General features: G+C 71.5%; 25 protein-coding genes. 6 read left to right on the plus strand and 19 right to left on the minus strand.

Annotated elements, in window-relative coordinates:
* The first annotated feature begins 41 nt into the window (after positions 1-41).
* Entirely contained in the window at positions 42-2390 is a 2349-nt protein-coding gene (locus ACGFWE_RS24695) for a SpoIIE family protein phosphatase (RefSeq protein WP_393601755.1), read from the plus strand.
* A gap of 9 nt (positions 2391-2399) precedes the next feature.
* Here ACGFWE_RS24695 and ACGFWE_RS24700 read toward each other — a convergent pair whose 3' ends face one another.
* The 3 genes from ACGFWE_RS24700 to ACGFWE_RS24710 form a co-directional block, all read right to left on the minus strand.
* On the minus strand, positions 2400-2834 hold the full coding sequence (locus ACGFWE_RS24700; RefSeq protein ID WP_352389836.1) for a cupin domain-containing protein: 435 nt from the start codon (positions 2832-2834) through the stop codon (positions 2400-2402).
* Between the two features lie 108 nt (positions 2835-2942).
* A complete protein-coding gene (locus tag ACGFWE_RS24705) occupies positions 2943-3524 on the minus strand; it encodes a DNA polymerase ligase N-terminal domain-containing protein (RefSeq protein WP_352389835.1) in 582 nt (193 codons plus the stop codon).
* 41 nt (positions 3525-3565) lie between these two features.
* Entirely contained in the window at positions 3566-4396 is an 831-nt protein-coding gene (locus tag ACGFWE_RS24710) for an aldo/keto reductase (RefSeq protein ID WP_393601756.1), read from the minus strand.
* Between the two features lie 94 nt (positions 4397-4490).
* Between ACGFWE_RS24710 and ACGFWE_RS24715 the strand changes: the two genes are divergently transcribed.
* On the plus strand, positions 4491-5555 hold the full coding sequence (locus tag ACGFWE_RS24715; protein WP_393601985.1) for a LacI family DNA-binding transcriptional regulator: 1065 nt from the start codon (positions 4491-4493) through the stop codon (positions 5553-5555).
* Positions 5556-5576: 21 nt separating this feature from the next.
* Here ACGFWE_RS24715 and ACGFWE_RS24720 read toward each other — a convergent pair whose 3' ends face one another.
* The 5 genes from ACGFWE_RS24720 to ACGFWE_RS24740 form a co-directional block, all read right to left on the minus strand.
* On the minus strand, positions 5577-6944 hold the full coding sequence (locus ACGFWE_RS24720) for a glycoside hydrolase family 32 protein (RefSeq protein WP_393601757.1): 1368 nt from the start codon (positions 6942-6944) through the stop codon (positions 5577-5579).
* On the minus strand, positions 6941-7774 hold the full coding sequence (locus tag ACGFWE_RS24725; RefSeq protein ID WP_352389877.1) for a carbohydrate ABC transporter permease: 834 nt from the start codon (positions 7772-7774) through the stop codon (positions 6941-6943). The genes ACGFWE_RS24720 and ACGFWE_RS24725 overlap by 4 nt, the downstream gene beginning before the upstream one ends.
* A gap of 56 nt (positions 7775-7830) precedes the next feature.
* Positions 7831-8787, minus strand: a complete 957-nt coding sequence (locus tag ACGFWE_RS24730; RefSeq protein WP_393601758.1) for a carbohydrate ABC transporter permease — start codon at positions 8785-8787, stop codon at positions 7831-7833.
* Entirely contained in the window at positions 8784-10193 is a 1410-nt protein-coding gene (locus ACGFWE_RS24735) for an extracellular solute-binding protein (RefSeq protein ID WP_393601759.1), read from the minus strand. The genes ACGFWE_RS24730 and ACGFWE_RS24735 overlap by 4 nt, the downstream gene beginning before the upstream one ends.
* 188 nt (positions 10194-10381) lie before the next feature.
* The gene (locus tag ACGFWE_RS24740) at positions 10382-11008 is read right to left on the minus strand and encodes a hypothetical protein (RefSeq protein ID WP_393601760.1); all 627 of its coding nucleotides are present in this window, start codon (positions 11006-11008) and stop codon (positions 10382-10384) included.
* An 84-nt stretch (positions 11009-11092) separates the two neighbouring features.
* Between ACGFWE_RS24740 and ACGFWE_RS24745 the strand changes: the two genes are divergently transcribed.
* Positions 11093-12058: a TauD/TfdA family dioxygenase gene (locus tag ACGFWE_RS24745; RefSeq protein ID WP_352389829.1), complete on the plus strand. Its 966-nt coding sequence runs from the start codon at positions 11093-11095 to the stop codon at positions 12056-12058.
* 513 nt (positions 12059-12571) lie between these two features.
* Here the strand turns inward: ACGFWE_RS24745 and ACGFWE_RS24750 are convergent.
* The 3 genes from ACGFWE_RS24750 to ACGFWE_RS24760 form a co-directional block, all read right to left on the minus strand.
* Positions 12572-13600, minus strand: a complete 1029-nt coding sequence (locus ACGFWE_RS24750) for an LLM class flavin-dependent oxidoreductase (RefSeq protein WP_393601761.1) — start codon at positions 13598-13600, stop codon at positions 12572-12574.
* Positions 13601-13703: 103 nt separating this feature from the next.
* The gene (locus tag ACGFWE_RS24755) at positions 13704-15212 is read right to left on the minus strand and encodes a metallophosphoesterase (protein WP_352389827.1); all 1509 of its coding nucleotides are present in this window, start codon (positions 15210-15212) and stop codon (positions 13704-13706) included.
* A 116-nt stretch (positions 15213-15328) separates the two neighbouring features.
* Positions 15329-16207 (minus strand): MHYT domain-containing protein, encoded by an 879-nt coding sequence (locus ACGFWE_RS24760; RefSeq protein ID WP_352389826.1) that lies wholly within the window; start codon positions 16205-16207, stop codon positions 15329-15331.
* 273 nt (positions 16208-16480) lie between these two features.
* On the opposite strand from ACGFWE_RS24760, the gene ACGFWE_RS24765 reads away from it, so the two are divergent.
* Complete coding sequence (locus ACGFWE_RS24765; RefSeq protein WP_393601762.1) at positions 16481-17263, plus strand: SDR family oxidoreductase; 783 nt, start codon at positions 16481-16483, stop codon at positions 17261-17263.
* 47 nt (positions 17264-17310) lie between these two features.
* On the opposite strand, the gene ACGFWE_RS24770 is transcribed toward ACGFWE_RS24765, so the two are convergent.
* The 5 genes from ACGFWE_RS24770 to ACGFWE_RS24790 all read right to left on the minus strand — a co-directional run bounded on the left by ACGFWE_RS24770 (position 17311) and on the right by ACGFWE_RS24790 (position 22059).
* A complete protein-coding gene (locus ACGFWE_RS24770; protein WP_393601763.1) occupies positions 17311-18090 on the minus strand; it encodes an alpha/beta fold hydrolase in 780 nt (259 codons plus the stop codon).
* Positions 18091-18181: 91 nt separating this feature from the next.
* Positions 18182-18874, minus strand: a complete 693-nt coding sequence (locus tag ACGFWE_RS24775) for a 2-phosphosulfolactate phosphatase (RefSeq protein WP_393601765.1) — start codon at positions 18872-18874, stop codon at positions 18182-18184.
* 194 nt (positions 18875-19068) lie between these two features.
* Positions 19069-20451 (minus strand): DEAD/DEAH box helicase, encoded by a 1383-nt coding sequence (locus ACGFWE_RS24780; protein ID WP_393601767.1) that lies wholly within the window; start codon positions 20449-20451, stop codon positions 19069-19071.
* A 110-nt stretch (positions 20452-20561) separates the two neighbouring features.
* Positions 20562-21317, minus strand: a complete 756-nt coding sequence (locus ACGFWE_RS24785) for a dienelactone hydrolase family protein (RefSeq protein WP_393601769.1) — start codon at positions 21315-21317, stop codon at positions 20562-20564.
* 121 nt (positions 21318-21438) lie between these two features.
* Complete coding sequence (locus ACGFWE_RS24790; RefSeq protein ID WP_352389820.1) at positions 21439-22059, minus strand: L-threonylcarbamoyladenylate synthase; 621 nt, start codon at positions 22057-22059, stop codon at positions 21439-21441.
* Between the two features lie 239 nt (positions 22060-22298).
* Between ACGFWE_RS24790 and ACGFWE_RS24795 the strand changes: the two genes are divergently transcribed.
* Positions 22299-22535 carry a hypothetical protein gene (locus ACGFWE_RS24795; RefSeq protein ID WP_352389819.1) on the plus strand — a complete coding sequence of 79 codons (237 nt, stop codon included), beginning with the start codon at positions 22299-22301 and terminating at the stop codon, positions 22533-22535.
* Positions 22536-22846: 311 nt separating this feature from the next.
* Here the strand turns inward: ACGFWE_RS24795 and ACGFWE_RS24800 are convergent, their stop codons facing one another.
* Together ACGFWE_RS24800 and ACGFWE_RS24805 are read right to left on the minus strand one after the other, a co-directional pair.
* Positions 22847-23590, minus strand: a complete 744-nt coding sequence (locus tag ACGFWE_RS24800; RefSeq protein WP_393601772.1) for a CbtA family protein — start codon at positions 23588-23590, stop codon at positions 22847-22849.
* A 16-nt stretch (positions 23591-23606) separates the two neighbouring features.
* Complete coding sequence (locus ACGFWE_RS24805) at positions 23607-23825, minus strand: CbtB-domain containing protein (RefSeq protein WP_352389817.1); 219 nt, start codon at positions 23823-23825, stop codon at positions 23607-23609.
* A 214-nt stretch (positions 23826-24039) separates the two neighbouring features.
* Here ACGFWE_RS24805 and ACGFWE_RS24810 point away from each other — a divergent pair, with 214 nt between their 5' ends.
* Complete coding sequence (locus ACGFWE_RS24810) at positions 24040-24657, plus strand: histidine phosphatase family protein (protein ID WP_352389816.1); 618 nt, start codon at positions 24040-24042, stop codon at positions 24655-24657.
* A gap of 60 nt (positions 24658-24717) precedes the next feature.
* Here the strand turns inward: ACGFWE_RS24810 and ACGFWE_RS24815 are convergent, their stop codons facing one another.
* Positions 24718-25596 carry an alpha/beta hydrolase gene (locus tag ACGFWE_RS24815; protein ID WP_352389815.1) on the minus strand — a complete coding sequence of 293 codons (879 nt, stop codon included), beginning with the start codon at positions 25594-25596 and terminating at the stop codon, positions 24718-24720.
* Positions 25597-25603 lie beyond the last annotated feature (7 nt).

Consider the following 25603-nt stretch of genomic DNA (forward strand, 5'->3'; position numbering starts at 1 on the left):
TTCGGTTGATGTGGTCCGACAATAGGACCATCCTGGACGATATGGAGCACGTCTCCGCTACGGCGGTCACCGATGCCGCAGGCATTGTGACGGGGTGGAGCGAGGGTGCCCGGCGTCTGACGGGACACACGGCCGAGGAGGTCGTGGGGCGGGCGGCCCGGGAGCTGCTCGCCGAGGACCCGCCGGGATCGGCCATGGCCGCGCTGAAGGGGACCGTCGTACTGCGCCACCGCGACGGTTCCCTCCACACGCTCGTCCTGGACGCGTGCCCCGTGCTGGGCGGCGACGGCACGCCGGCCGGATACGTGATCACGGGCCGTCGCCCCGGTGCCGCCGAGCCGACCCTGGCCGGTCAGGCCTTCCAGCAGGCATCCATGTCGATGTCGGTCTTCGACGCACAGCAGCACTACGTGCGTCTCAACGACGTGGCCTGCCGGGTCATGGGGGTGCCGGAGGAAGCCCTGATCGGCCGCTTCTTCTCGGAGACCGTCGAGGACGCCGAACACAGCCGGGGATTCCTGGCCAACCTGCGCCAGGTCGTCGAGACCGGCAGACCGGCCCGCTACGAGAGCTTCACGGGCGCCCCCGCCCTCAACCACGAACACGCCTGGACCTGCGAGATGTGGCCCCTCCGCGACGCCGGCTCCACGGAACCGATCGGCGTCGCCCTGGCCGCCTTCGACAGCAGCGACCAGTACTGGGCCCGGCAGCGACTGGCCCTGCTCAACGAGGCGGCGGCCACCATCGGCACCACCCTGGATGTGGTGCGCACCGCCGAGGAACTCGTCGGACTCCTCGTGCCCCGCTACGCCGACTTCGCCAGCGTCGACCTCCTCGAATGGGTCCTGGGCGCGGACGAACCGCCCACCGTCCTGGAAGGCGACATCGCCCTGCGCCGCGTCGCGCACGGCTCCGCCCACGAGGGCACCCCCGAGGCCGCCGTCCGCCTGGGTGAGACGGACATCTACCTGGCCTCCTCACCGCCCGCGCGCGCGGTGCGGGAGGGCCGGGCCGCCCTCAGCCAGGCCGGCGAGCCCGACTTCATGCGCTGGGTCGCCGAACGCAACACCCGCGCCCCGGCCGGCCGCACCTACCGCAAGGGCGTCCACTCCCTGCTCGCCGTGCCGCTCAGAGCCCGTGGCATCACCCTGGGCGTCGTGGTCGCCGTCCGCATCGCCCACCCCGACGACTTCGGCGGCGACGACGCCGTCCTCGGCGAGGAACTCGCCAGCCGGGCCGCCGTCTGCATCGACAACGCCCGCCGCTTCGCCCGCGAACGCACCACCGCACTAGCCCTGCAGAACAGCCTCCTGCCGCGCGGCCTGCCAGGACAGGCCGCGGTCGAGGTCGCCCACCGCTATCTGCCCTGCGGCTCCCTGGCCGGCATCGGCGGTGACTGGTTCGACGTCATCCCGCTCTCCGGCAGCCGCGTCGCGCTCGTCGTCGGTGACGTCGTCGGCCACGGCATCCCGTCCTCGGCGACCATGGGCCGCCTGTGCACGGCGGTGCGCACTCTCGCCGACGTCGACCTGCCCCCCGACGAACTGCTCACCCACCTCGACGACCTGGTCACCCACCTCGCCTCGGACGACCGCGAGGACGACGCCGCCGAACTGGGCGCCACCTGCCTCTACGCCGTCTACGATCCCGTCTCGCGCCGCCTCACCACGGCCGCCGCCGGCCACCCGCCGCCCGCCGTCGTCCTGCCCGACGGCACCGCGCACCTCGTCCCCCTGAGCGCGGGGCCCCCGCTCGGCGTCGGCGGACTGCCCTTCGAGGCCACGGAGATCGAACTGCCCGAGGGAGCCGTCGTCGCCCTCTACACCGACGGGCTGATCGAGGACCGGGACCGCGACGTCGACCACGCCACCGACGAACTGTGCCGCGCGCTGACGGCGAAGTCCGAGACCCTCGACGACCTGTGCGACACCGTCCTGAAGGCCGTACTGCCCGAAGAACCCGGCGACGACGTGGCCCTGCTGCTGGCCCGTACCCGGGCTCTCGGCGCCGACCGGGTCGCCACCTGGGACGTCGAGCCGGACCCCGTCCACGTGGCCGCGACCCGACAGGCCGCCACCGAGCAACTGACCGTCTGGGGACTGGAGGAGGCCTCCTTCGTCACCGAACTCGTCGTCAGCGAACTGGTCACCAACGCCATCCGCTACGGCGAACCGCCCATCCAGCTGCGGCTGATCAGGGACCGCACCCTCATCTGCGAGGTGTCCGACGGCAGTTCCACCTCGCCGCACCTGCGGCGCGCCCACGCCTTCGACGAGGGCGGCCGCGGGCTGCTGCTGGTCGCCCAGCTCACCCAGCGCTGGGGGAGCCGGCAGACCGGCAGCGGCAAGACGATCTGGGCCGAACAGTCCCTGGAACCGCCCGACTTCTGATCACCGCGCTCACTGGAAGGAGCAGCCGGGGTTCGGCACGTCCTCCGAGTACGGCGAGCCGTGCGGGAGCACATACAGCACCTCCAGGACCAGCGGGGTGGTGCCTTCGTTGCGGCCGAGGTGGACGTCGCCCGGACCGCCCGGCTCGCGCACGACGGTGCCCTGCGGATAGACGCCGTCACGGGCGCAGTCGGAGTGGTAGTGGCTGAGCGTGCCCTGCTTGACGTAGCCGCGGACGACGCCGTCGTGGTAGTGCCAGCCGGTCGTCTGGCCCGGCGGGACGGTGATCTCTCTGAGGACGTAGTCGGTGTCGCCCACGGTCTTCTGGGCGATCAGCGTGCCGGTCACTCCGGGGCCGGGCGGGGTCGCCTGGGCGGTGCCGCCGACGAAAACGGTGGCGGTGACGACCGCGCCGGACAGGGCGGTACGGAGCGCGATGCGCATACGGAAGGCCTCCTGGCTCGTGTGCGTGAGCGACGACGTGTCGCAGCGTCGCTGTGAACATAGAGGCCGGGAAGGCCCGCCGGGGCGGTATTCGGTGGATCTTCCGGCTCAGGCCTCCTCGGCGGCGACCTGAGCCAGGGTCCGGCCGGTCCGCACCGAGCGTGCCCGGCGCGGATCGGGGGAGCCGCGTCCGCGCGCCCGTCCTTCGGCGCTCTTCACCAGCAGCCAGTTGTCCTCGCGGAAGCGGGTGAGCGCGTACGCGCCGCGCAGCTTCGTCCCGTGCAGCCGGAACGTGGCGTGCCCGCCCTCCAGCGACGCGGCGAAGTCGACGGGACGCCCCTTCCTGTCATGGCTGAGCGGCTCGTAGGTCCCGCGGTCCCAGACGATCACCGTGCCGCCGCCGTACTCGCCCCGCGGGATCACGCCCTCGAAGTCCTCGTACTCGAGCGGATGGTCCTCCGTCGGCACGGCGAGGCGTTTGTCCTTGGGTACGTCGGAGGGGCCCTTCGGGACCGACCAGGACTTCAGCACGTCGCCGACCTGGAGCCGGAAGTCGAAGTGCATCGTGCTGGCGTCGTGGATCTGCACGACGAACCGGGGCGCGTCACCCATGGAGGCCCGCCGCCCTTCCGGCTCACGAGTACGCCCGAAGTCCCGCTTGCCGTGGTAGTCCCTCAGTCGCTCACTCACCTGCGGCTCCTTCCGGACCTCCCGGGTACCCCTCCCGGTGTTCAGAACTCCTCGTGCACCTCGGGGTCCCCGCCCAGGCGCCGGTGCTCACGGTCGCCGATCGCCGCCAACTCGGCCTCGGTCAGCTCGAAGCCGAACACGTCGAGGTTCGCGCGCTGCCGCTCGGGATCGCCGGACTTCGGGATCGGCAGGGCGCCGAGCTGGACGTGCCAGCGCAGGATCACCTGGCCGGGCGTGACACCGTGCGCCTCGGCGACGCCGGCCACCGCCGGGTCCTCCAGGAGGTCCGAGCCCCGGCCCAGCGGGCTCCAGCTCTCGGTGACGATGCCCTTGCCGGCGTGGAAGGCGCGCAGCTCGTCCTGCGGGAACAGGGGGTGCAGCTCGATCTGGTTGACGGACGGCAGGACCCCCGTCTCCTTCTCCAGCCGCTCGATGTGCGCGGCCGTGAAGTTGGAGACCCCGATGGACCGTACGAGACCGTCCTCGCGGAGCTTGATCATGGCCTTCCACGAGTCGAGGAACTTGTCGACCCGGGGGAGTGGCCAGTGGATCAGATACAGGTCCACGTACTCCAGGCCGAGACGGGCGCGGGACTCCTCGAAGGAGGCCAGGGTCTCCTCGTAGCCGTGATGCCGGCCGGGCAGCTTCGTCGTCACGAGGATCTCCTCGCGTGGCACCCCGCCGGCGGCCACCCCACGGCCGACCCCGGTCTCGTTCCGGTAGTTCGTCGCCGTGTCGAGGAGCCGGTAGCCGCTCTCCAGGGCGGTGGCGACCGCCCGCTCCGCCTCGGTGTCGTCCATCGGCCAGGTGCCCAGACCCAGGGCGGGGATCTTCGTACCGTCGTTGAGCGTGTGCGTCGGGATGCTGATCACGTCCGGACCTTCCCTTGACTGTGTCGTCCCCCCAGCCTCACGGATAGGGTGAGCAATGATCAACCGGACGGGCGGGACGAGGGCAGCGGACGGCATGGGCGGCAGCGAGGACAAGCGGTCGGCGGGATCCGGGCGTCCCACGTCACGGGACGTCGCCCGGCTCGCCGGCGTGTCGCACACCGCCGTCTCCTTCGTGTTCAACGGCCGCGCCGAGGGCAACCTCTCGCCCGCCACCCAGGAACGCATCCGGCAGGCGGCCACTCAGCTCGGTTACCGCCCCGACCCCGTCGCCCGCGGTCTGCGCAGCCGCCGTACGGCCGTGATCGGCCTGGTCACGGACGAGATCGCCTCCTCGCCCTTCGCCGGCCGGCTGCTGCGCGGCGCCATGGAGACGGCCTGGGACAGGGACCACCTCGTCCTGACCGTCGACTCCGGCGGCGACCGCGCCAAGGAGGACGCGGCCGTCGCCGAACTCCTCGACCGACGCGTCGACGGGATCATCTACGCGGCCATGTCCCTGCGCCGCGTCCGCGTCCCCGAGGGCCTGCACCGCACCCACTCGGTCCTCGCCAACTGCCTGCCCGAAGACGACTCCCTGCCGTGCGTCGTCCCCGCCGAGCGGGCCGGCGGCCGTACGGCGGCCCGGTTGCTCCTCGACCAGGGGCACCGCAGGATCGCGCTGGTCGGGGGGCAACAGGACATCGCCTCCGTCGAACGGCTGCGCGGCTTCAGGGACGCCCTGCGCGCGGCGGGCGTCAACCTGCCCAAGGAGTGGGTGGTGCGCACCGGCGGCGAGATCTCCAGCGGCTACGAGGGCGCCGCCCGTCTGCTCGAAGGCGTCCCCGCCGAGCTGCGCCCGACGGGGATCTTCTGCTACAACGACCGGGTCGCGGCGGGCGCCCTGCACTGCGCGGCCCGCCTCGGCATCACGGTGCCCGACGAGCTGTCGGTGGTGGGCTACGACGACCAGGAGCACATGGCCGCGTATCTGTCCCCGCCCCTCACCACCGTCGCGCTGCCGCACCGGGAGATGGGCGAGGCCGCCGCACGTCTCCTCCTCGACGCCATCGACACCGGTCGCACGCCCCCCGCCACCGCACGGCGCATCGCCTGCCCGGTGGTCGGCCGGGGTTCGGTGGGACCGGCGCCGACGGGGTGAGGCGCGCCGAGCCGGCCGACCTCACCGTCCGTGCACGAGAGCCCGGCACGCGACCTCGATCCCGTCCCCCGACACCGTCAGCTCGGCGGTGTCTCCGGGCCGCCGGTACACCCGCTCGGTGACCATCGCCCGCTCCCCGGCGAAGAGTTCGAGCAGGGAGCCGTCGACGAGGACGCGCACGGTCAGTTCGCCTTCGGGGATCCGTACGACCAGAGGAGCGGAGCCGTCGGGCCTCGACCGGGGCCACCCCGAGCGGTCCAGCGTCACCGTTCCCGCCGCGGGGTCCAGCCGCACCGTCAGCTCGGCTCCCGAGGCCGCCCGCAGCAGGCTCACGGTGCCGGGCGAGCGCGCGGTCACCGTCAGGTCGTACGCGTCCGGGAGCGGTCCCGGGCCCAACGGCTCGGCGGAGTGCAGGAGTTCGAGCTCCGGTGCCGGTACCACCCGCAGTGAGCCGTCCTCGTGCACGTCCACGACTCGCGGTGCCGTGAGGACCCCGGCCCAGCCCGCCCGGTCGACGTCCTGCTGCGGACGAGCCTCCCAGGACCAGCCCCACAGCAGCGCCCGGTCCCGCTCGGTGTCCTGGAGGACGGAGGGCGCGTAGAAGTCACGCCCCAGATCGAGGCGGCCGCCGAACCGGGGGACCAACGTCGGCCCCGCGCCCGGCAGTTGTTCCAGCCGGCCCGTCACATAGGCCGTGCCCCGTGGGTCGCCGTCCCACAATGCCACCGCCAGCACCCACTCGCCCCCCGGCGTCCGCGCCAGCTGCGGGCACTCCCACCCGGTCGCTCCCGGGCCGAAGGCCTCGGCCGCCACCGGATCCCGGCCGTCCAGCAACACCCCGGCGAACCGCCAGTCGTGCAGATCCTCGCAGTCGTACACCAGCACCGACGGTGTACCGTCCGCGTGCCCGGCGCCCACGAGCGCCCAGCGGCGTCCGCCGAAGCGGAAGGCGAACGGGTCGCGGAACATCGTCACGTCCAGGCCCGTCGGCGGACCGGACACCACCGGTACCGGAACCGGCTTCCACGTCACCAGATCGTCGTCCTGCGCCACCGCGAGGCAGACCGAGCCCAGTCCCGCGTGGGTGCGGTCGACACCGGTGTACACGGCTGTCGGCACACCGTCGTCGTCCACCACGCACCCCGACCAGCAGCCCGCCTCGTCGGGACCGCCGGGCGTCGGGGTGAGCGCGACCGGATGGTGCTCCCAGCGGGCCAGGTCGGGGCTGGAGGCGTGACCCCAGTGGACGTCGGCGTGCACCGGGGCGTTCGGGTTGTGCTGGTAGAAGAGGTGGAAGCGGCCGCGCCAACGGAAGGGCCCGTTGGGGTCGTTGACCCAGTTGGCGGGCGGACGGACCCGGAAACGCGGGGCGTCGGTGTCGGGGCTCAACGGTTGACTCCTGCGGAGGTGATGCCCTCGCGGAGAGGGCGCTGGCCGACGAGGAACACGGCGACGGCGGGGATCATGGAGAGCACCACACCGGCGAGGACCACCGAGATGGAGCCGGTGCCGAGGTTGCCCTGGAGCGAGACCAGACCCAGCGGCAGGGTGTAGTTCTGGCCGGAGGTCTCCAGGATCAGAGGCCGGAAGAACTCGTTCCAGTGGTAGTTGAAGGCGAGGACGCCGACGATCGCGAGCCCGGGCGTGGCCAGCGGCGCGTACACGGACCGGAAGGTCCGCCACGGTCCGGCGCCGTCCAGCATCGCGGCCTCGCCCAGGTCCTTCGGCATGCCCAGGAAGTACTGGCGCATGAGGAAGGTGCCGAAGGCGGTCGGGAACGCCGGAATGATCAGACCGAGCAGGGTGTCCGTCAGGCTCATCGACTTGAGGACGAGGAACACCGGCACGATCGTGACCTGCAAGGGGACCATCATGGTCGCGAGCACCAGAGCGAACAGCGGCTTCTTGAAACGGAAGTCGAGCCGGGCGAACGCGTAACCGGCGAGCCCCGCGGTGATCATCTGGCCCACCGCGACCAGAGCGGTCACCAGCGTGGAGTTGAGAGCGAGCAGCCACACGTCGATCTGGTCGAAGACCCCGCGGTACGAGTCGACCGTCGGATGCGTCGGAATGATCTTCGGGGGCAGGTCGAAGGACTCGGCCGGGGTGCGCAGGGACGTCGAGACCGTCCAGATGACCGGCCCGAGGGTCAGCAGCGCGACGGCCGCGAGACCGGCGATCCGCGCCCAGGGGGCGAGCGAGTACCGTGCACGGCTCATGGACAAGGGCGCGCCGCTGGTCTTCAGGGTCGCTTGGCTCAAGGGACTCACCCGGCTCACTGGTAGTGGACGAAACGCCGGCTGAGCCGGAACTGGAGGGCGGTGACCGCCATGATCAGCACGAACAGCAGCACGCCCACCGCGGACGCCTCGCCGAAGCGCAGCTGCTCGAACGCCGACTCGTAGATGACCATCACGACGGTGCGGGTGGAGTCGCCGGGCCCGCCGTTGGTCAGGACGTACGGCTGCTCGAAGACCTGGAGCGCGTTGATGACCCCGACCACGGTCGCCACCAGCAGGGTCGGCGACAGCAGCGGCACCGTCACGTGCAGGTGCTTGCGCAGGCCGGTCGCCCCGTCCAGGGCGGCGGCCTCGTGGATCTCCTTGGGGATGGTGTTCAGACCGCCCACGAACAGCAGGAACGAGAAGCCGAACTGCTGCCAGACGTAGACCAGGATCACCGCCGCCATCGCCGAGTTCTCGGACGTCAGCCACGGCACGGGGGCGATACCGATCAGTCCGAGCGCCCAGTTCACGACTCCGAAGTCCTGGTTGAACAGGTACTTCATCACCACCGAGATCGACGCCGCCGACAGCACCAGCGGGAAGAAGAACGCGGAGCGGAACACCGAGCGCAGCCACACCGGCATCCGCCCGTTCACCGCGAGCGCCAGCGTGAGGGCGACCAGGAGCTGCAGCGCCACCGCGAGCACCATGAAGACGAGCGTGTTGCGGAAGGAGACCAGGACGGTCGAATCGGTGAAGACCTCACGGTAGTTGGCGGCCCCGGCCCACTTGGGGGAGTCGATCACGTTCCAGTGGAAGAGGCTCAGCACGACCGAGCCGACGATCGGCACGACCGTGAAGACCACGATGCCGACGACGGTGGGCGTGAGGAACAGGGTGGCCAGCAGGCGGCTGCCGCGATCGCGGCCCGAGGGCCGCACGGTGCCGGCGGCGGGCGCGGTCGCGGCCCGTGACGGCCGTACGGCGGGAATCTGAGTGTTCGTCATACGTCACGCTCCATGGCCTTCTCCAGATCGCTCTGCATCCGGCGCAGCGCGGGGCCCACCGAGCGCCGCGAGGACAGGGCGGTCCCGGTGTGCTTGAGCAGTACCTGCTCGACCTCGGCCACCTGCGGTGGCGCGGGGATCGGCCCGGTGTCGGGGAACTTGTCGAGGGTGTCGTAGAAGACCTGCCAGTGCCTCGGGCCGATCTCCCGGTAGCGGTCCGCGGTGAGCATCGAACGGCGGGCCGGGGTCGTCTGGTTGGTCTCGAACAGCCGCATCAGGGTGTCCCTGCGGGCCGCGAACTTGATGAACTCCCACGCCTCGTCCTGCTTCTTCGAGGTGCGCAGCAGCGCGTAACCGGCGGCGCCGAACTGCATGCGCTGGGTGCGCCAGCGGGGGAAGTACTGCACGTCGAAGCTCCCCGGCTTCATCCCCGCCAGGTGCAGGCCGCCCGCCCAGAAGCCGCCGGCGGGGGTGACGCCGACCCGGCCGGTGGAGAACACCCCGATGAGGTTCTGTCCGTTGCCGCCCTCGGGGCGGGTGCACAGGTCCTCCTGGATCAGCGAGGCGAGATAGTCGTACGACTCCTCGACCCGTGCGTCCGTGGCCTGCGGGGTGGTCCACCGGAAGCCGCCCCCGCGGCCCTGACGCTGGGCGCTCGGGTAGAAGCCGTCCCACAGCCACGCGCCGCCCGGCGCCTTGGACTCGGCGAGCAGGTTGGTGCCGTTGGCGAACAGCCAGGGGACGACCCCGCCCCACAGGCGGTTGGTCCAGAAGTAGGGGGTGAACTGCGAGCCGCTGGACTTCTTCATGTCCCGCAGGAGTTCGGTGAAGTCGTCGCGGGTCCAGTCGGCCGCCGGGAAGCCCGCGCCCGCCCGTTTCAGCACCTGGCTGTTCAGGTACATGTCGGCCGCGTTGAACTCGACCGGTAGCTGGTAGAGGCTCCCCTCGTACATCATCGACTCCACCAGCGAGGGATGGACGTCGGCGAAGTACTCGCGCAGTTCGGCGGCGTCCCGCTTCACCCACTTGTCGAGGGCGACGCCCAGCCGTTGGGCGAAGAGCTGGACGCCCTCGGTGGCGACATAGACGAGGTCGGGGGCGGTGCCCGCCGCGATCTGGGTGAGGATCTTCGCGAAGAAGTCCGACCAGTCCGTGGCCTGCACCGCGTTGATCCGCAGCCTGATGTCCGGGTGGACCTTCTTGAAGCCCTCGGTGAGCGTGCGGATCGCCTCCGGGCCGTAGGCGGGGCCGAGGGTGGCGACGACGAGGGAGCCGTCGTCGCGGCCGGGGATGTCGGCTCCGGTGAGCCGGTCCCAGCTCGCGGCGGTACCGGCGAGCGCGGCGGCGCCCGCGCCGTAGGCGCCGTACCGCAACAGGGTGCGACGGGTGAAGTGCGAGTCGGTCATCCACAGGGCCTAACTCGTGTTAGTCAGAGTCTGATGCCCCAGATGATGGAAAGCGGGTCATGGCGCTGTCAAGGCTCGTGAACAGATGAGCTTTAACGAGTTAGGTCGTTCGCCGACGAGGGCCGGGGTACGGGCACTCATCGGAGGCGCTCCCCTACCTGATCTCCACCTGACTCGCGGCTGAGAGCTCAGCCTCCGAGGGCGTGGGCCGTGCCGCCGTCCGCGGCCAGGGCTGCGGCGATCTGCCGATGCGCCTGCCGGCGCTCCTCGTCGGGCACGGGCGGCAGGAGTTCCTCCCACACCGCGAGGAAGGTGCCGCGCAGCTGCAGCAGCCCCGCGGGGCGGGCGAGCAGCCAGAAGTGGAGGTGGGCGGCTCCGTCGCCCCAGCGGTTGACGTGGACGCGGGCGACGCCGTCCAGGCCGAGCACCGCGCGTTCGGCCCGCTGGAGGAGGGGGCCGAGTTCGGCCGTTCGCTCGGCGGGCAGGTCGCCCAGGTCGTAGTGGCCGCGAGGCTGGAGCATCACGACCGCCGGGAGCCGGGACTCGGTGCCGACCGCGTCCAGCCGCCAGTGATCGTCGGCCCAGAGGGATTGCGTCACCGGCTTGAGGCACGCACGGCACTCTTCGGGGCCACTCTCGCCCTGACGAGCGGGTTCGGGCAGGACGGGAGGGTGCAGGGGCTTGACGCGGAGGTCACCCTCGAAGGGGAAGGTCTCCCAGTCGGCCACCGAGTCGGCGGGCAGGGGCAGCCGCTCGCCCGCCGGCAGGCGTCGGACGAAGGCGCTGGGGTTTTGAGGCGTTGAGGCGGTGGCCACGATGGGCAGTCAACCATGGGTGACGGGCCCCGTGGGGCACGTCACCCCGGACAGGTACGGACGCCGGCGAACAACGGAGCACGCATGACGACGGACAAGGGCACGGCGGAGCGGGACGCGGGCATCGAGGTGAACCCGGTCGCCGGGCACATCGGTGCCGAGATCACGGGGGTCGACCTGTCGGGTGACCTCGACGACTCGGTGGTCGCCGCGATCCGGGCCGCGCTGCTGCGGTGGAAGGTGGTGTTCTTCCGCGGACAGAAGCTCGATCACACCGGGCACGTGGCCTTCGCCCGGAAGTTCGGTGAGCCCGTCGTCCTGCGCAGGCGTGGCAGTGCCTCGCCCGCCGGCTTCCCGGAGGTCGAGACGACCGCCGACCGCCTGGAGCTGGGCGGGAAGTTCGGCATGGAGCACGAGGAGTGGCTGCAGCGCCGGCGGCACACGCTGCTGCGCGGCTGGCACTGCGACCACGGCGCCCGGATCGACCCGCCCGCGGCGACGATCCTGCGCGCCGAGACCGTACCGCCGTACGGCGGCGACACCCAGTGGTCCAACCTCGCCGCCGCCTACGCCGGACTGTCCGCGCCGGTGCGGGAGTTCGTGGACGGCCTGCGCGTGGAGCACCGCCTCGGCGTCGGCTACCAGCCCCGGCCGGGCGACGACGCCTACCTCCGGCACCTCCTGGACCACCAGGTGGCCTCCCTGCACCCGCTGGTGCGGGTCCACCCCGAGACGGGTGAGCGGATCCTCTACATCAACGGCTACTACGTCGAGCAGATCGCCGACCTCTCCCGCGCCGAGAGCCGGGCGATCCTCGACATGCTCCTCGAACAGGCGGTCCGCCCCGAGTACACGGTCCGCTTCCGCTGGGAGCCGGGCAGCGTGGCCTTCTGGGACAACCGCGCCACCATCCACCTGGCGCCCGGCGACAACGCCCACCTCGGATTTCCCCGCACCATGCACCGCGTGATGCTGGCGGGGGACGTGCCGGTGGGGGTGGACGGGAAGCCGTCGGAGGCGGTTACGGGGACGGAGGTGGGGCGTTGGTGAGCGGGCGCGGGGCGCGGGGCGCGGGGCGCGGGGGCGGCGGGCCGGAGAGGGGCCGTGGGGTGGTGCCGGGCGGGGCTCGGGGGTGTGGGCGGTGCGGGTCGGGCGGTCGTGAGCTGTGGTTGGTGTCGGTCGTCAGCTTTCTAGGCTGCGTCGCGGGGCCCGTGGTGCCGACTGGACCGGCTCAGGGCTCTGGGCGGTGCGTCCTGGGCGATCGTGGGTGCTCATGTCGACGGTAGGCCGGCCGGTACGTCTCGGTGATCAGCGGCGCCGGTTGATTGCGGCCGTCGCTTGAGGGGTCCCCTCGCAGGGGCGGTGCGGGACGGGCCGCCTTGTGAGGTCGGCGGCTTCCGAGCGGGGGCACGGGAGCAGGGTCCGGTCGGCTCGTGGCATCGGCGGCCCGCCTCGCACGGCCGACGGACCGGACACGCCGCACAGCCCGCGATCGACCGGCGGAGCCGGGGCGGCGCCCGATCGGCCGGCTGAGCCGACCGCCCCGTCACCCATGCCGTGGGTCTATGCGCCCGGTCGCCACCCCAGGCACGGGCCCAGCTTGGTCGCCATGTCGGTGAGGATCTGTACGTAGTCCTCGTGCTCGAAGGTGAACGGCAGCGCGAAGGCAACCTCGTCCACTTCCCGGAACGCGGCGTGCGCGTGCAGCCGTTCGGCGATCTCCTCCGACGTGCCGACGATGTCCGGAGCGAACATCAACCGCGCCGGACCCTGCGGTGCCGCGGTACGAGGGGTGCGCTTCGCCGCGTACTCCTCGTACCGCGCCCGCTGCTCCGCCGACGCCGAGTCGGTGGGGATCACCACGAGACCCTGGGACACCCGGGCCGCCTCGCCGTCCGGGTGCGCGGCGCGGAAGGCGCGGATGTGCGACAGCTGGATCTCCGCGAAGTCGTACGGCCCCTGTGGACCCTCCGCCTTGACGACGCTGCTGGTCAGGAAGTTCATGCCGTGCTCACCGGCCCAGCGCGCCGAGCTCACGCTGCCGCCGCCGTACCAGAGACGTCGGCCGAGGCCCGGCGAGTGCGGCTGGACCCGGTCCGAGAAGACCTCGAAGCCCTGCACCCCGCTGAAGTCGCTGGCCGGCTCGCCGCGCACGAGGTCCAGCAGCCGCCGTACCCGCTCGTGGGAGAAGTCCTCGGTGTCGGCCGTGTCCGGGTACAGCGCCCCCTTGACCTCGTCGAAGTGCATCGGCGGACCCACGCTCACGCCCGGGTTGATCCGGCCGCCGGACAGGATGTCCACGGTCGCCAGGTCCTCGGCCAGCCGCAGCGGGTTCTCCCAGCCGAGCGGGATCACCGCCGTGCCGAGCTCGATGCGGGTGGTGCGCTGCGAGGCCGCCGCCATGACGGCGACGGGGGACGAGATGCCGTACTGGAGGTGCCGGTGGCGCAGCCACGCGCTGTCGAAGCCGAGCCGTTCGCCCAGCTCGATGATCTCCAGCGTGGACTCGTGTCCGCGTCGTGGATCCGCCTCGTCGAACAGGCCGATGGTCAGGAAGCCCAGCTTGCGCAGGGGGCGGGGGGTCGGCGGCACGGGCTCCTCCGGGTTGTTTGACGTATCAAGTAGTACGGCTGTGCCAACCCGGCCGTCAGGCGTGATGTTCCCGCTCGCCGGGCCGTGAAGGTCAAGGAGAAGATCAAGTCCGGGTCAGGGGAATGGTCACCTCGTCCTCGACCGGCGGGTCGATCTCCTGGGCGAGGTTGCCGGTGGCCGCGAAGCAGCGCAGCCGCACCGCCTCCGGGGTGACGTCCAGCCGCAGGAAGCACTTGAAGAACGGCGGGCTGTACGTCGCCGAGCTCGGCGAGAACAGCTGGGTGTAGATCTTGCGCACCGGGAGGCGGAACCGCGACGTGCGGTTCGGCCGGCCGCCCGCGCCCAGGAGACTGGCCACCAGTCGGATGCGGAGCGTGACGCGCTGCACCTCGCCCGGAACGCGCGTGGGCGGGATACCGAGGCGCTCGGCGATCACCGCGGTGGCCTCGGCCTCGGTGAGGGTGAAGAAGCGGCGCAGGTGCAGTCGGCGGCCGTAGAGCCTGCTGTAGAAGGCCAGGGAGTCGCCGCGCAGGGGGTAGCAGCGGAAGTCCTTCTCGGTGACGTCGGCGATGGAGACGTGCGGGATGGTGTGCGTGGCGTGCATGAACGCGCCGCCGCCGCCCGAGACGACGTACTGGATGGTGCGGCCGTCCACGTCGACCGGGTAGCGCTGGTAGTTGTGGATGTCGCCGCCTATCGCCGCGATGTAGTGGTGGTCCGGGTCGCGCACGATGCCGTCGACCGTGCCGCCGCCGTCGATGGCGCAGGGGTGGTGCTCGCCGTCCACGTACAGGGGTGAACCCGTAATGAGGATCTTCGGGCGCGGGCCCCGGGAGACCTCGCGCAGCCAGGCGCCCTGTTCGGCGTCGATGGTGCCGAGCAGCCCGGTGTCTATGCCGATGATGCGCAGCGGGCCGGCGTCGACGGCCCAGTAGGGGCCTGGCTGGGCGGCCTGTTGGGACGGCTCGGCACGCAACCGGCGCGCTTCGTCGAGGTGTTGGCCGTCGTTCGCGCGCGGCCGGTGCCACAGCAGGGAGCGCAGCCAGGCGCGGGTCAGGGGGCGGGGCGCGGGTTCGGGGTCCAGGGGTGGGGCGTCACCGCAGAAGACGCGCATGAAGGCGTCGAGATCCTCGTACCAGTCGTGGTTGCCGGGTATCGCGTAGATCGGCGCCGGGTAGTCCCGGTACGGCCGGAAGAACTTCGTGCCGTAGTCGTCCGCGCTGCCCACGGGGTAGATCACGTCACTGGCGACGACCGCGAAGCGGGTGTCCTGACTGATTTTCAGAAACCCTGGCACGACGGCGTACTGGGGGTCGTCGCCCTCGCCGGTGTCGCCGATGACCATGAACGAGAAGCGCTCCGGATCCGCCCGCCTGATCACCTTGTCGGCGGGTGCGCCGGCCGCCGCGCGCTGGGCCACCCAGCGGCTTCGGGTACGGCCCGTGGGGTCCCCGAACCAGGAGGCGGCCACGCCGTTGCGGGCGGCCCACAGCGTCCTGGGGTTCAACCAAGAGATCTTCTCGACCTTGGGCGGCATCAGCCGCTTGTACTCGCCGAGTCGGGTGGAGCCCCAGCCGGCGCCTTCAGCGGTATCGCGTGAGGAGTCTGACACCGGTGCACCGTAACAACGATCTAGAACCGGCCCGGAGGGGGGAGTGCCGTACAGCGCTCCCCCTCCGGGCTCGACCGGACCTCACCGGATGCGTGGGTACTCCAGGGGGACGGCTCTCAGCTCTGCGGGGTGTGCGGTGCGGCCCATTGCGGATCCTGTGGTGCGCGGGCGTGGATCACCCGGACCTCCTGGTCCTCGACGAGCGACCCGGACGGCGGGGCGGTGGGCGCGGCCGAGGGGGACGGACGGTTCCAGTCGCCGTCGCCGAGCACCAGGAGCGGGTCGAACATGACCACCACTCCGGCCAGCAGCAGAAAGATCGCCGGTCCCAGGAGCATCGGCAGCAGCAGCGACGTGGGCGAATCGCCCGCCCACGAGCCCCCAGTCCTGTCGTGCACATGGACGCTGACCGCGGACATGCCCGTGTAGTGCATTCCCGTCACGGCGATGCCCATGATCAGGCTGGCGCCGAGGCTCGTCAGGAAGCCCCGGATCGTGACGGCCGCCCACAGCGCAGCGGTCGCGGCGACGATCGCGATGACCACGGAGAGGGTGACGGCGGCGGCGTCGTACCGGATCGTTCCGTTGATGTGCAGCGCCGCCATACCGAGGTAGTGCATCGCGGCCACGCCGACTCCGGTGATCACGCCCGCGAACGACAGGTTCAGGGCACTGGCGCCGCGATAGCCGACGATGAACACGCCGATGCCCACGACGACGATGGCCACGGCGAGACTGAGGACCGTGAGACCGGCGTTGTAACGGATCCGGGTCTCCACGACCTGGAAACCGATCATGGCGATGAAATGCATCGTCCAGATTCCGCAGCCGATCGAGGCGGCGCCGAGCGCCAGCCATCCCGCCTTCCACGACTGGCTGCTGAGCAGAGTGCGCACGATGCAGCGCAGCCCCAGGGCCCCTCCCAGGCACGCCATCACATAGGCGGCGACCGGGGTCACCGCGCCATAGCGGAACCCGTCAACCGTGCCTTCCATAAGCCAACTCCCCCCAGGGTCTTGGCTGGTTGTTGAGGAAGGGTTACGGCTGGCGATCCGGTAAAGCAAGGCATTACCGGGGGTAAGCGGTTATCTCTCCAGGAGCGCTGTTGAACTTTAGTCACATGGGGACGAGTTTCGGCCAAGCGGACTCCAGCGGTTCGCGCGTGTGCGAGAGTTGAGCAATTTTCAGCATTACCGCGGTTCCGGCGAACCTGTTCGATCAGGAAAAAGCGGTTGTCGGTTCGGCGCCGTTCGTGAACGATCCCGCCTGTGACCCCGCGCACCGATCAGCCGTCCTCCGCCGCCCGCCCCCTCGCCCTGATCACCGGTGTGGGCCGCACCGCCGGTATCGGCGCCGGCATCGCCCAGCAGCTGGCGGCCTCGGGGTGGGACATCGCGTTCACCTACTGGAACCCGTACGACGCCCGCATGGCCTGGGGCGCCGAGCCCGGCGCGACCGAGGCGATCGGCAGGAGCCTGTCCGAGCGGGGCGCGGCCACCGCCGCCATCGAGGCGGACCTCGCCGACCCCGAGGCACCGACCCGGGTCTTCGACGAGGCGGAGCGACGCCTCGGGCCCGTCACCGCGCTGGTGATGAGCCACTGCGAGTCGGTCGACTCGGGCCTGCTCGACACCACCGTCGAGAGCTTCGACCGCCACTTCGCCGTCAACACCCGCGCGACCTGGCTGCTCGTTCGTGAGTTCGGCCGCCGCTTCACCGCGGAACGGGGCACCGGGCGGATCATCGGCCTCACCAGCGACCACACCGTGGGGAACCTGCCGTACGGGGCGAGCAAGGGTGCCATGGACCGCATAACCCTTGCCGCCGCCCACGAACTCGGCCACCTCGGCGTGACCGCAAACGTCATCAACCCCGGGCCCGTGGACACCGGTTGGATGACCGAGGGGGTCCGCGCGCACTGTCTCGGCGCCACGCCGCTCGGCCGCCTCGGCACCCCGCAGGACACCGCCCACCTGGTGGACTTTCTGTGCTCGCGGGAGGGCCAGTGGGTCAACGGGCAGCTGTTGAAGAGCAACGGGGGCTTCGGGTAAAACATTGCGGCTCACCCGCCGATTGCGGCTCAGTCGCCGGTTGCGCCTCAGCCACCGTCCCCCAAGAACTCGCCCAGGAGCGGCACCATCAGGGACGTTCGCTGCATGAGGGCCATGTGCGTGGTGGCGGGAAGGACGGCCAACTGTGCTCCGGGGATGAGCTGTTGCATCTCCGCCGCGTGCTCCACGCGTACGAAGTCGCTGTCGCCGACGAGCAGTAGTGTGGGCACCCGCAGTCCTCGCAGGTCGTCGGCGGTCCAGGGCAGCGGGGCGTGGGCGGCCGCCGAGACCTTGGCGAGGAAGTCCTGGAAGTGCTCGGGATGGGGCGCGAGGGCCGCGTATGTGTCGGCCATCTCCTGGAAGTCGTCCTGGCTCGGGAGCCGGGGCGAGCTGTAGTCCGGGACGCGGACCTCGTCATGCACCCCGTCCTGGGTGTACATGGTGGCGGCGAGCGCAAGCCGTCCCACGCGCTCCGGGTGCCGCACCGCGATCTCCAGCGCGGTCAGCCCGCCGAGGCTGAAGCCGAGGAAGTCGGCCTGGACGATGCCGAGTTCGTCGAGCAGCGCCACCACGTCCGACGCCAGATCCGACACCGTCATCGCACGGTCGGTGTCGGCGGTGTGGCCGTGCCCCTGCAGTTCGGGAGCCACGACCCGCCGGCCGGCGGCCAGGGTGGGCAGTACGGCGGAAAAGGTCAGACCGACGGTGAGGCCACCCCCGTGCAGCAGCACCAGCGGGCGGCTGCCCTCGGGGCCGGCGCCGTGAGTCTCGTAGTACATCTCCAGGCCGTTGACCTTGGCGTAGGCGGAACTGTTCGGCATGGTCATCACATCCGTCCTGCGGAAGTCGTACGCAGTGGTGGTACGCAGTCCTATGTGAGGAAGACCCTGCCCGGCCGCGGAAGTCATCGGCGAGGTGTCAGGTGGGCGGGGCGGGTACCGGCCGCAGCACCATCAGGGGGCCTTCGCGCCCCGCGAGCATGGCGAACGGGAACCGGTCGGCCTCCAGACAGAGGCCGACGTCGTCCGGGTGGACCCCCGGCAGTCCCCGCCGCGCACCCTGCGCCAGCTCGGCCGCCCAACGGGACTCCCGCGCACGACGGAGATACGGTTCCGCGTCCACCTCGGCGGACTCGACGCGCCGCCCGATGTACTCGGCGCACGCGCGATCCTCCTCGGCCCGCCCCTCCTCGCCGGTGACGACGAACGTCACCTCCCGCACGCCACGCTCCCGCAACAGCCGCGCGGTCGCACCGGCCACGACGAAGCTCGCGCACAGCAGCAGCCGGGCGTCGGCCACGGCCAGGGCGCCCACCGTCCCCGAGGTCGTCTTCTGCACGATCGTGCGGCCGGAGAGGTCGTGCGTCGCCAGCATGGCGGGGGAGTTGAACGCGTCGAACCCGGGCGCGGGCGCACCGTCCTTGAGGGCCAGCCAGCCCGGATGACGGGCCTTCAGCTCCAGGGCCTCCTCCTCCGAGGAGGCCAGGACGATCTTCTCGGCACCACCGTCGAAGGCGCATGCGGCCACGGTGAACGCGCGAAGAACATCGATGACGACGGCGACGGCGGGAGTCCGCGTCACCTCCGGAATACCGAGGAAACGAGAGCGCATCCGGCCCATACTGCCCGAGCGCGGCCGTACGCGGTCACGAATATCACTGCGCGCACAAGCCGCCGCTGCGCAACGGCGACTGGTCGGCCGCCCGCCGATATTCCGCCAGTTCGGGTTTTCGGGTCGGCCCGGGGCCACCCCCGAGGCAAAGACGCTCCGAGGCAGAGACGTTCCGAGGCAGAGCAGCCGCGCGCTCAGCCGCCGCGGCGTACCTGGGCGGCCCTGCGGGCCTCGGCGAGCTTGTGGGCCTCGCCGACCTTCCGGGACTTGCCGCCGGCGCCGCGGGAGGTGTCCTTGCTGGTGCCCAGCCCGCGGAAGGGGGTGTTGGTGTTCTTGGGCCGCGGCGCGGCGGGCCCGCGGTCGAGCGGGGTGCCGGAGGGCGCCTTGGCGCCGGTGATCCGGCTCAGCTCGGCCTCGCCCGAGCGCACCTTGGTGACGGTGGGCTCGATGCCGGCCTCGGTCATGACACGGCTCGTCTCGCGGCGCTGGCCCGACAGCACCAGGGTGACGACCCTTCCGGACTCACCCGCCCGGGCGGTGCGGCCCGCGCGGTGCAGATAGTCCTTGGCGTCGGTCGGCGGATCCACGTTGACCACGAGGTCCAGGTCGTCGACGTGCAGGCCGCGCGCCGCGACGTTGGTGGCGACCAGGACGGTGACCTGCCCGTCCTTGAACTGAGCGAGCGTACGGGTGCGCTGCGGCTGGGACTTGCCGCTGTGCAGGGCCGCCGCGTGCACCCCGCTGGTCCGCAGATGCCGGGTGAGCTGGTCGACGCCGTGCTTGGTGTCCAGGAACAGCAGTACGCGGCCTTCGCGGGCGGCGATCTCCGTGGTGACGGCGTACCGGTCGGGGCCGTGCACGACCAGGAGGTGGTGGTCCATCGTCGTGACGGCACCCGCGGACGGGTCGACCGAGTGGACGACGGGGTCACTGAGGTAGTCGCTGACCAGCTGGTCGACATCGCGGTCCAGGGTGGCCGAGAACAGCATCCGCTGACCCTCGGGCCGCACCTGGTCGAGCACCTCCGTGACCTGCGGCAGGAAGCCCAGATCGCACATCTGGTCGGCCTCGTCGAGCACGGTGATCCGCACCCGCCCCAGGCGGCAGGCCTTGCGCTCCACGAGGTCGTGCAGGCGGCCGGGGGTCGCCACGACCACCTCGGCGCCCTCCCGCAGCGCGGCGATCTGCCGACCGATCGACATACCGCCGACGACCGCGGCCATTCGCAGCCGGAGCGCTTCGGCGTACGGCGCCAGCGCCTCGGTGACCTGCTGGGCGAGTTCCCGGGTGGGCACCAGGATCAGCGCGAGGGGCTGCTTCGCCTCCGCACGCTGCCCGGCCGTCCGGACGAGCAACGGGAGACCGAACGCGAGCGTCTTGCCCGATCCGGTGCGTCCTCGCCCCAGGACGTCACGTCCCGCCAGGGCGTCGGGCAGCGTGGCCGCCTGGATCGGGAACGGCTCGCGCACACCGCGTTCGGTGAGGGTGCGCAGCACCTGGTCCGGGAGTGCCAGGTCGGCGAAGGAGGCGGTGGGGGACGCCGTGCCGGGGCGGTCCGGGTGGTCGGGGTGGTCCATGAGGAGCCTTCCGCAGAGGGGACGTACCGAGGAAGGCCCGGCAGGAAGTCATGAGCGCGCAAACGTTAAACGGTAACACAAAGTGATGGTGGGGTCGGGTGCGTGAATGTCTAGAACGTCCGCTTGAGCAGATCGAGCAGTGCCGCCCAGTGCCGTTCGTCGCCCTCGGGGTGGTACGAGGCGGTGTCGGCCTGGGTGAAACCGTGCGGGGCACCGTCGTAGACCTCGCAGCGGTGGCGGACCCCGGCCTCGGTCAGTGCGGCGGCGAGGCGCTCGATCTGCTCCGGGGGCAGTGACGGGTCGTCGTCGGCGTGACCGAAGTACAGCTCGGCGGTGATGGTGCCGGCCACCAGGTGCGGGCTGTCCGGAGCGTCGGTCGCCAGGCGCCCGCCGTGGAAACCGGCTGCCGCGGCCACCCGGTCCGGATAGGTGCCGGCGGTCAGCAGGGAGAGCCGTGCGCCCATGCAGTAGCCGGTGAGGGCGACCGGACCGGCGGCGGCCTCGGGGCGGTCGGCCAGCCAGCGCAGATAGGCCCCGGCGTCCCGCATCGCCAGTTCGGGCGTCAGTGCCTGCATGACCGGCATGATCTTCCTGAAGATCTCCGGCCGCGCGCCCGGGTCGATGAACTCGGGCAGCTCGAAGACCGGCGCGCGCCCGTGACGGTAGAACACGTTGGGCACGAGGACCGTGTAGCCGGCCCCGGCGAGCCGGTCGGCCATCGACCTGAGCTGGGGGCGCAGCCCGAAGGCGTCCTGGAAGAGCAGGACGGCCGGCCGTGGCGCACCGTCGGCCGGGTGGGCCAGATAGGCGTCGGTGGTGCCGTCCTCGGTGGGGATGTCGACGGCGGTTCCCTGTACGGAGGTCATGGGGGTGCCTCTCTGCGCGGCAGGGCGAGCGGGTCGCCGACCCGGCGGAACCGGGCCGGAGCACATGGTTGCACGCACCACCCACCTGGCCCGCCGCGACCCCTCCCGCTTGAGCGCCGCTTTACTCGAACCGGCTGGTGTCACCCGCCCCGTGCCGTACGATCTCCGCCTCGCCGCCCGAGAAGTCGATCACCGTCGTCGGTTCGGTGCCGCAGTCCCCGGAGTCGACGACCCCGTCCAGCACATGGTCGAGACGGTCCTTGATCTCCCAGCCCTGGGTCATCGGCTCCTCCTCGTCCGGCAGGAGCAGGGTGCTCGACAGCAGCGGCTCCCCGAGCTCGGCGAGCAGCGCCTGGGTGACGACATGGTCGGGGATGCGCACGCCGACCGTCTTCTTCTTCGGGTGCTGGAGCATGCGCGGCACCTCCTTCGTCGCCGGGAGGATGAAGGTGTAACTGCCGGGCGTCGACGCCTTGATCGCGCGGAACACGTCCTTGTCGACCCGTACGAACTGGCCGAGCTGCGCGAAGTCCTGGCAGACCAGGGTGAAGTGGTGGCGGTCGTCCAGACGCCGGATGGTCCGGATCCGGTCGATGCCGTCGCGGCTGCCCAGTCGGCACCCGAGCGCGTAGCAGGAGTCCGTCGGATACGCGATCAGCGCGTCCGAGCGGATGCTCTCGGCGATCTGGGAGATGGTGCGGGGCTGCGGATTGTCGGGGTGCACGTCGAAGTACTTCGCCATCCGTCGAGCTTATGCGGTCGGCGCACGGCGGCGACGCAGGGCCGGGGCGGCGGCGACCGGCGCCCTCAAGGCTGCGCCGCCTTCCCTCCCTTTCCTTCGCGCCCGCCCGCACCTCCGTACCGCGCACCGCGAGGGACCGGTCGCGTTCCCGTGGCGGATTTTCTGCCCCGGCGTGGACTGACCTGCGCACGACGGGTACTCGTCCGGCTCCGGAACGACTACCGCTCGAGGAGGCCGGAATGACCAGCAGCACGGAGACCGGCGGCGCGACCGGCACGCCGGACAAGGACTACAACCTGATCTGGTATGTGGAGGCGTGCCTGAGCAACGCGCTGCGACTGGAGAGCTACATCGAGGACGCGGAACGCGGCAAGGACACCGAGGTCGCCGACCTGTTCCGCAAGGCCCAGGCGGACAGCCGCAAGGGCGCCGAGATCGGCAAGAAGCTCCTGCGCGCCCGCCTGAACGGCGGCTGACCCGATAGGTGCGGAAGGGCCGGACAGACGGGTGTCCGGCCCTTCCGTCGTGCCCGGAGGCGGCGCCCGCCGCCGGCATCGTGGCACCCGGCATCGTGGCACCCGGCCAGGGTCGAGGTGATCGCCGGGCCGGCCGGCTGCGAGGCCGAGATCCGTATCGACGCGGACGAAGCGCGCGAGGGACTGTGCCACTCCCCGCAGGCCCAGTACCGCATCTGGAACAGGCCAGGAACAAGCTGGGCGGGACCATACGGCAGCTGCCGGGCACGGCGTGGGTTCCGCCGGGCGCGCCCCCGGCGGAACCCACGCCGTCAGGCGACGAGCGCGGAGACCTCGCTCCGGGTCGGCCCCGGTTCGAGGACCCGCTCGGCCAGGTAGCCGAACAGCAGCCCGAACGCCGACCACAGGACGGCCTGGACGCCGAGGGAGGCCAGGCGGAACTCCCACAGGTCGGTGGCCGGGAAGCCCTTCGGGGTGTTGTCCCCTGCGGGCAGGACGGCCATCGCCACCGACACCGCGGCGACGAAGGCCACGGCGGCCGCGGTGGAGGCGTTCCAGTTGCCCCGGGCCGGGGCGAGTCTGCGGCCCAGCAGGACCGCGCCGATCCCGAGGAGCACGCTGAGCGCGATCATCAGGACGAACAGGCCGGTGCGCTTGTCGATGGTGTCCGGGTCACCCACCGCGGGCGGGTTCGCCGGGTACTTGAGGATCGGCACGAGGTAGACGGTGAGGAATCCGCCGAGCGCCGCCAGACCCGCCGTCGCCCGGGCGCCGAACCGGCCGATCCGGCCCAGCGCGAAGCAGAACGCCAGCGCCATGATGCCGCCGATGGCGACTCCGAAGACGAGGACGCCGGTGGCCAGCCCGGCGGTCGACTGCACGGAACGGCTGACCAGTTCCTCGCCGTGTTCGTGGGAGCCGGCCTCCTCGAAGGCGATGGCCGCGTCCACCGGGCCCTCCCCGACCAGGTAGGCGAAGACGAAGGCCAGGACGCCGGCGCCGAGCCCGGCGAGCATGCCGCGCGCCAACAGGGTACGTACGACTGTGGAGTTCATGAGGGTCCGCCCCGCCTCAGTGGCAGGGGAAGCCGAGCAGGTGGCGTGCGTCGTGCACCCACTCGTGGACGCCCTCGCCGGAGACGAGTGCGGTGGCGCCCTGTTCGGCGCCGACGAAGTACAGCAGGACCAGCATCAGGACGCCGAAGAAGACGGCCCAGGGGACGAGCGCCCGCACCGGCAGTGGTGCGAGGGCAGGGGTGGTGGGCGTGGGGGCGGCAGTGGACTGCGCCATGGCGAGACCTCCTCGGGAACAACGCGTCCCGTGTCATGTGGGGCACTCGACGACGGCGTGGGGTCTGACTCACCACACCTCGTCGGCCGAGGGGTGGCACACAGTGGCGCGACCGTGCCGGGCTTGCACCGGACTTCCGTGGCGCCGTCGTCCTTGTCGTCCCAGATGGTAGGGGCAATGAGCGTCTCGGCCAACAGGGCGTACGGCACCTACGATGAACCACCCCAGGCGACTCGACGAAAGGGCCCGTATGACCGTCCGGCTCACCCTGCTGTGCGCCGCAGCCCGTACGGAACGCGCCGTCCGCTTCGCCGACGACCCCCTCGACGAGCGCGCGCTGCACCGGGTGCGGGCCGTCTCCGGATCCCTCCCGCAGGCCGCCACCCGCTGCACGGCACCCTCCCGGCGCTGCACCGAGACGGCCCGGACCCTGGGCTGGGAGTCCGCCACCTCGCAACCGGCGCTGCGCGACCTCGACATGGGCTCCTGGTACGGCCGCACACTCGACGAGATCGCGGCGGCCGACGCGTCGGGGCTGGCCGGTTGGCTCGCCGACCCGGGGGCGGCGCCGCACGGCGGGGAGAGCGTGACGCAGCTCTGCGACCGTGTCGCCGCCTGGCTGGACGCGCTGCAGCCCGACGTGGGACGCGTGCTCGCGGTGGTCGAACAGGCGGTGGCGCGGGCCGCCGTGGTGCACGCGCTCGGGGCACCGCACCAGGCGTTCTGGAGAGTCGACGTGCCGCCGCTGTCCACCGTCGAACTCACCGGCCGCGGCGGCCGATGGAATCTGCGGATGGCCGAGCTGCCGTCCATCCCTCGTCCACCACGGTGAGAGCCGGGTCAAGGCCCCGCGCGGGATGGTGCGCTCCTTGCCGCCGGCTCCGAGGCACGGTCAGCGAAGAACGAGCTCCCGCAGGGCCTTCACCACGTCACCCGGCGCCTCCTCCGCCATGAAGTGACCGCAGGAGACGGTCGTATGACGAAGGTCGTCGGCCCAGGCCTCCCACAGCGCGGTGGCGTCGTAGCCGAGCGCGGACCCCCAGTCCTGCTGGAGCACGGTCACCGGCATGCCGAGCCTGTGCCCCGCGGCCCGGTCGGTCTCGTCGTGCTCGACGTCGATGCCCGCGGAGGCGCGGTAGTCGGCGACGATCGACGGCACCGCCTCGCGACAGGCCCGCAGGTACTCGGCACGGACGTGGGGCGGGATCGCGTCGGGCCGGTTCGCCCACAGGTCGAGGAAGTGGCCGAAGAACGCGTCCGCGCTCGCGGAGATCATCCGCTCGGCCAGGCCGGGCGGCTGGGCCATGAGGTAGAGGTGGAAGGCGACCGCCGCCGACGTGCCGTGCAGGGCGTCCCACATGTCGAGCGTCGGCAGGATGTCCAGACAGGCCAGGTGGGAGACCGCGTCCGGGTGGTCGAGACCCGCGCGGAAGGCCACCAGTGCGCCCCGGTCGTGGCCGGCCAGCGCGAACCGGGGGTGCCCGAGCCGGCGTGCGAGGGTGACGACGTCGTCGGCCATGGTCCGCTTGGAGTAGGTGTGGGGGCCGTCCTCGCGCGGCTTGTCGCTGTCGCCGTAACCGCGCAGGTCGGGGCAGATCACGGTGTGGTCGGCCGCCAGGTCCGCCGCGACGTGGCGCCACATCAGATGGGTCTGCGGGAAGCCGTGCAGCAGGACGACGGGTGTGCCGGTGCCTCCTACGGCCGCATGGAGAGACACGTCCTCGGCGACGGACACACGGTGGTACTCGAATCCGGGGATGACGGTTTTCACGGTAGGG

Origin of the sequence: Streptomyces sp. NPDC048523, from assembly GCF_043199815.1 — a bacterium.
Classification (GTDB): domain Bacteria; phylum Actinomycetota; class Actinomycetes; order Streptomycetales; family Streptomycetaceae; genus Streptomyces.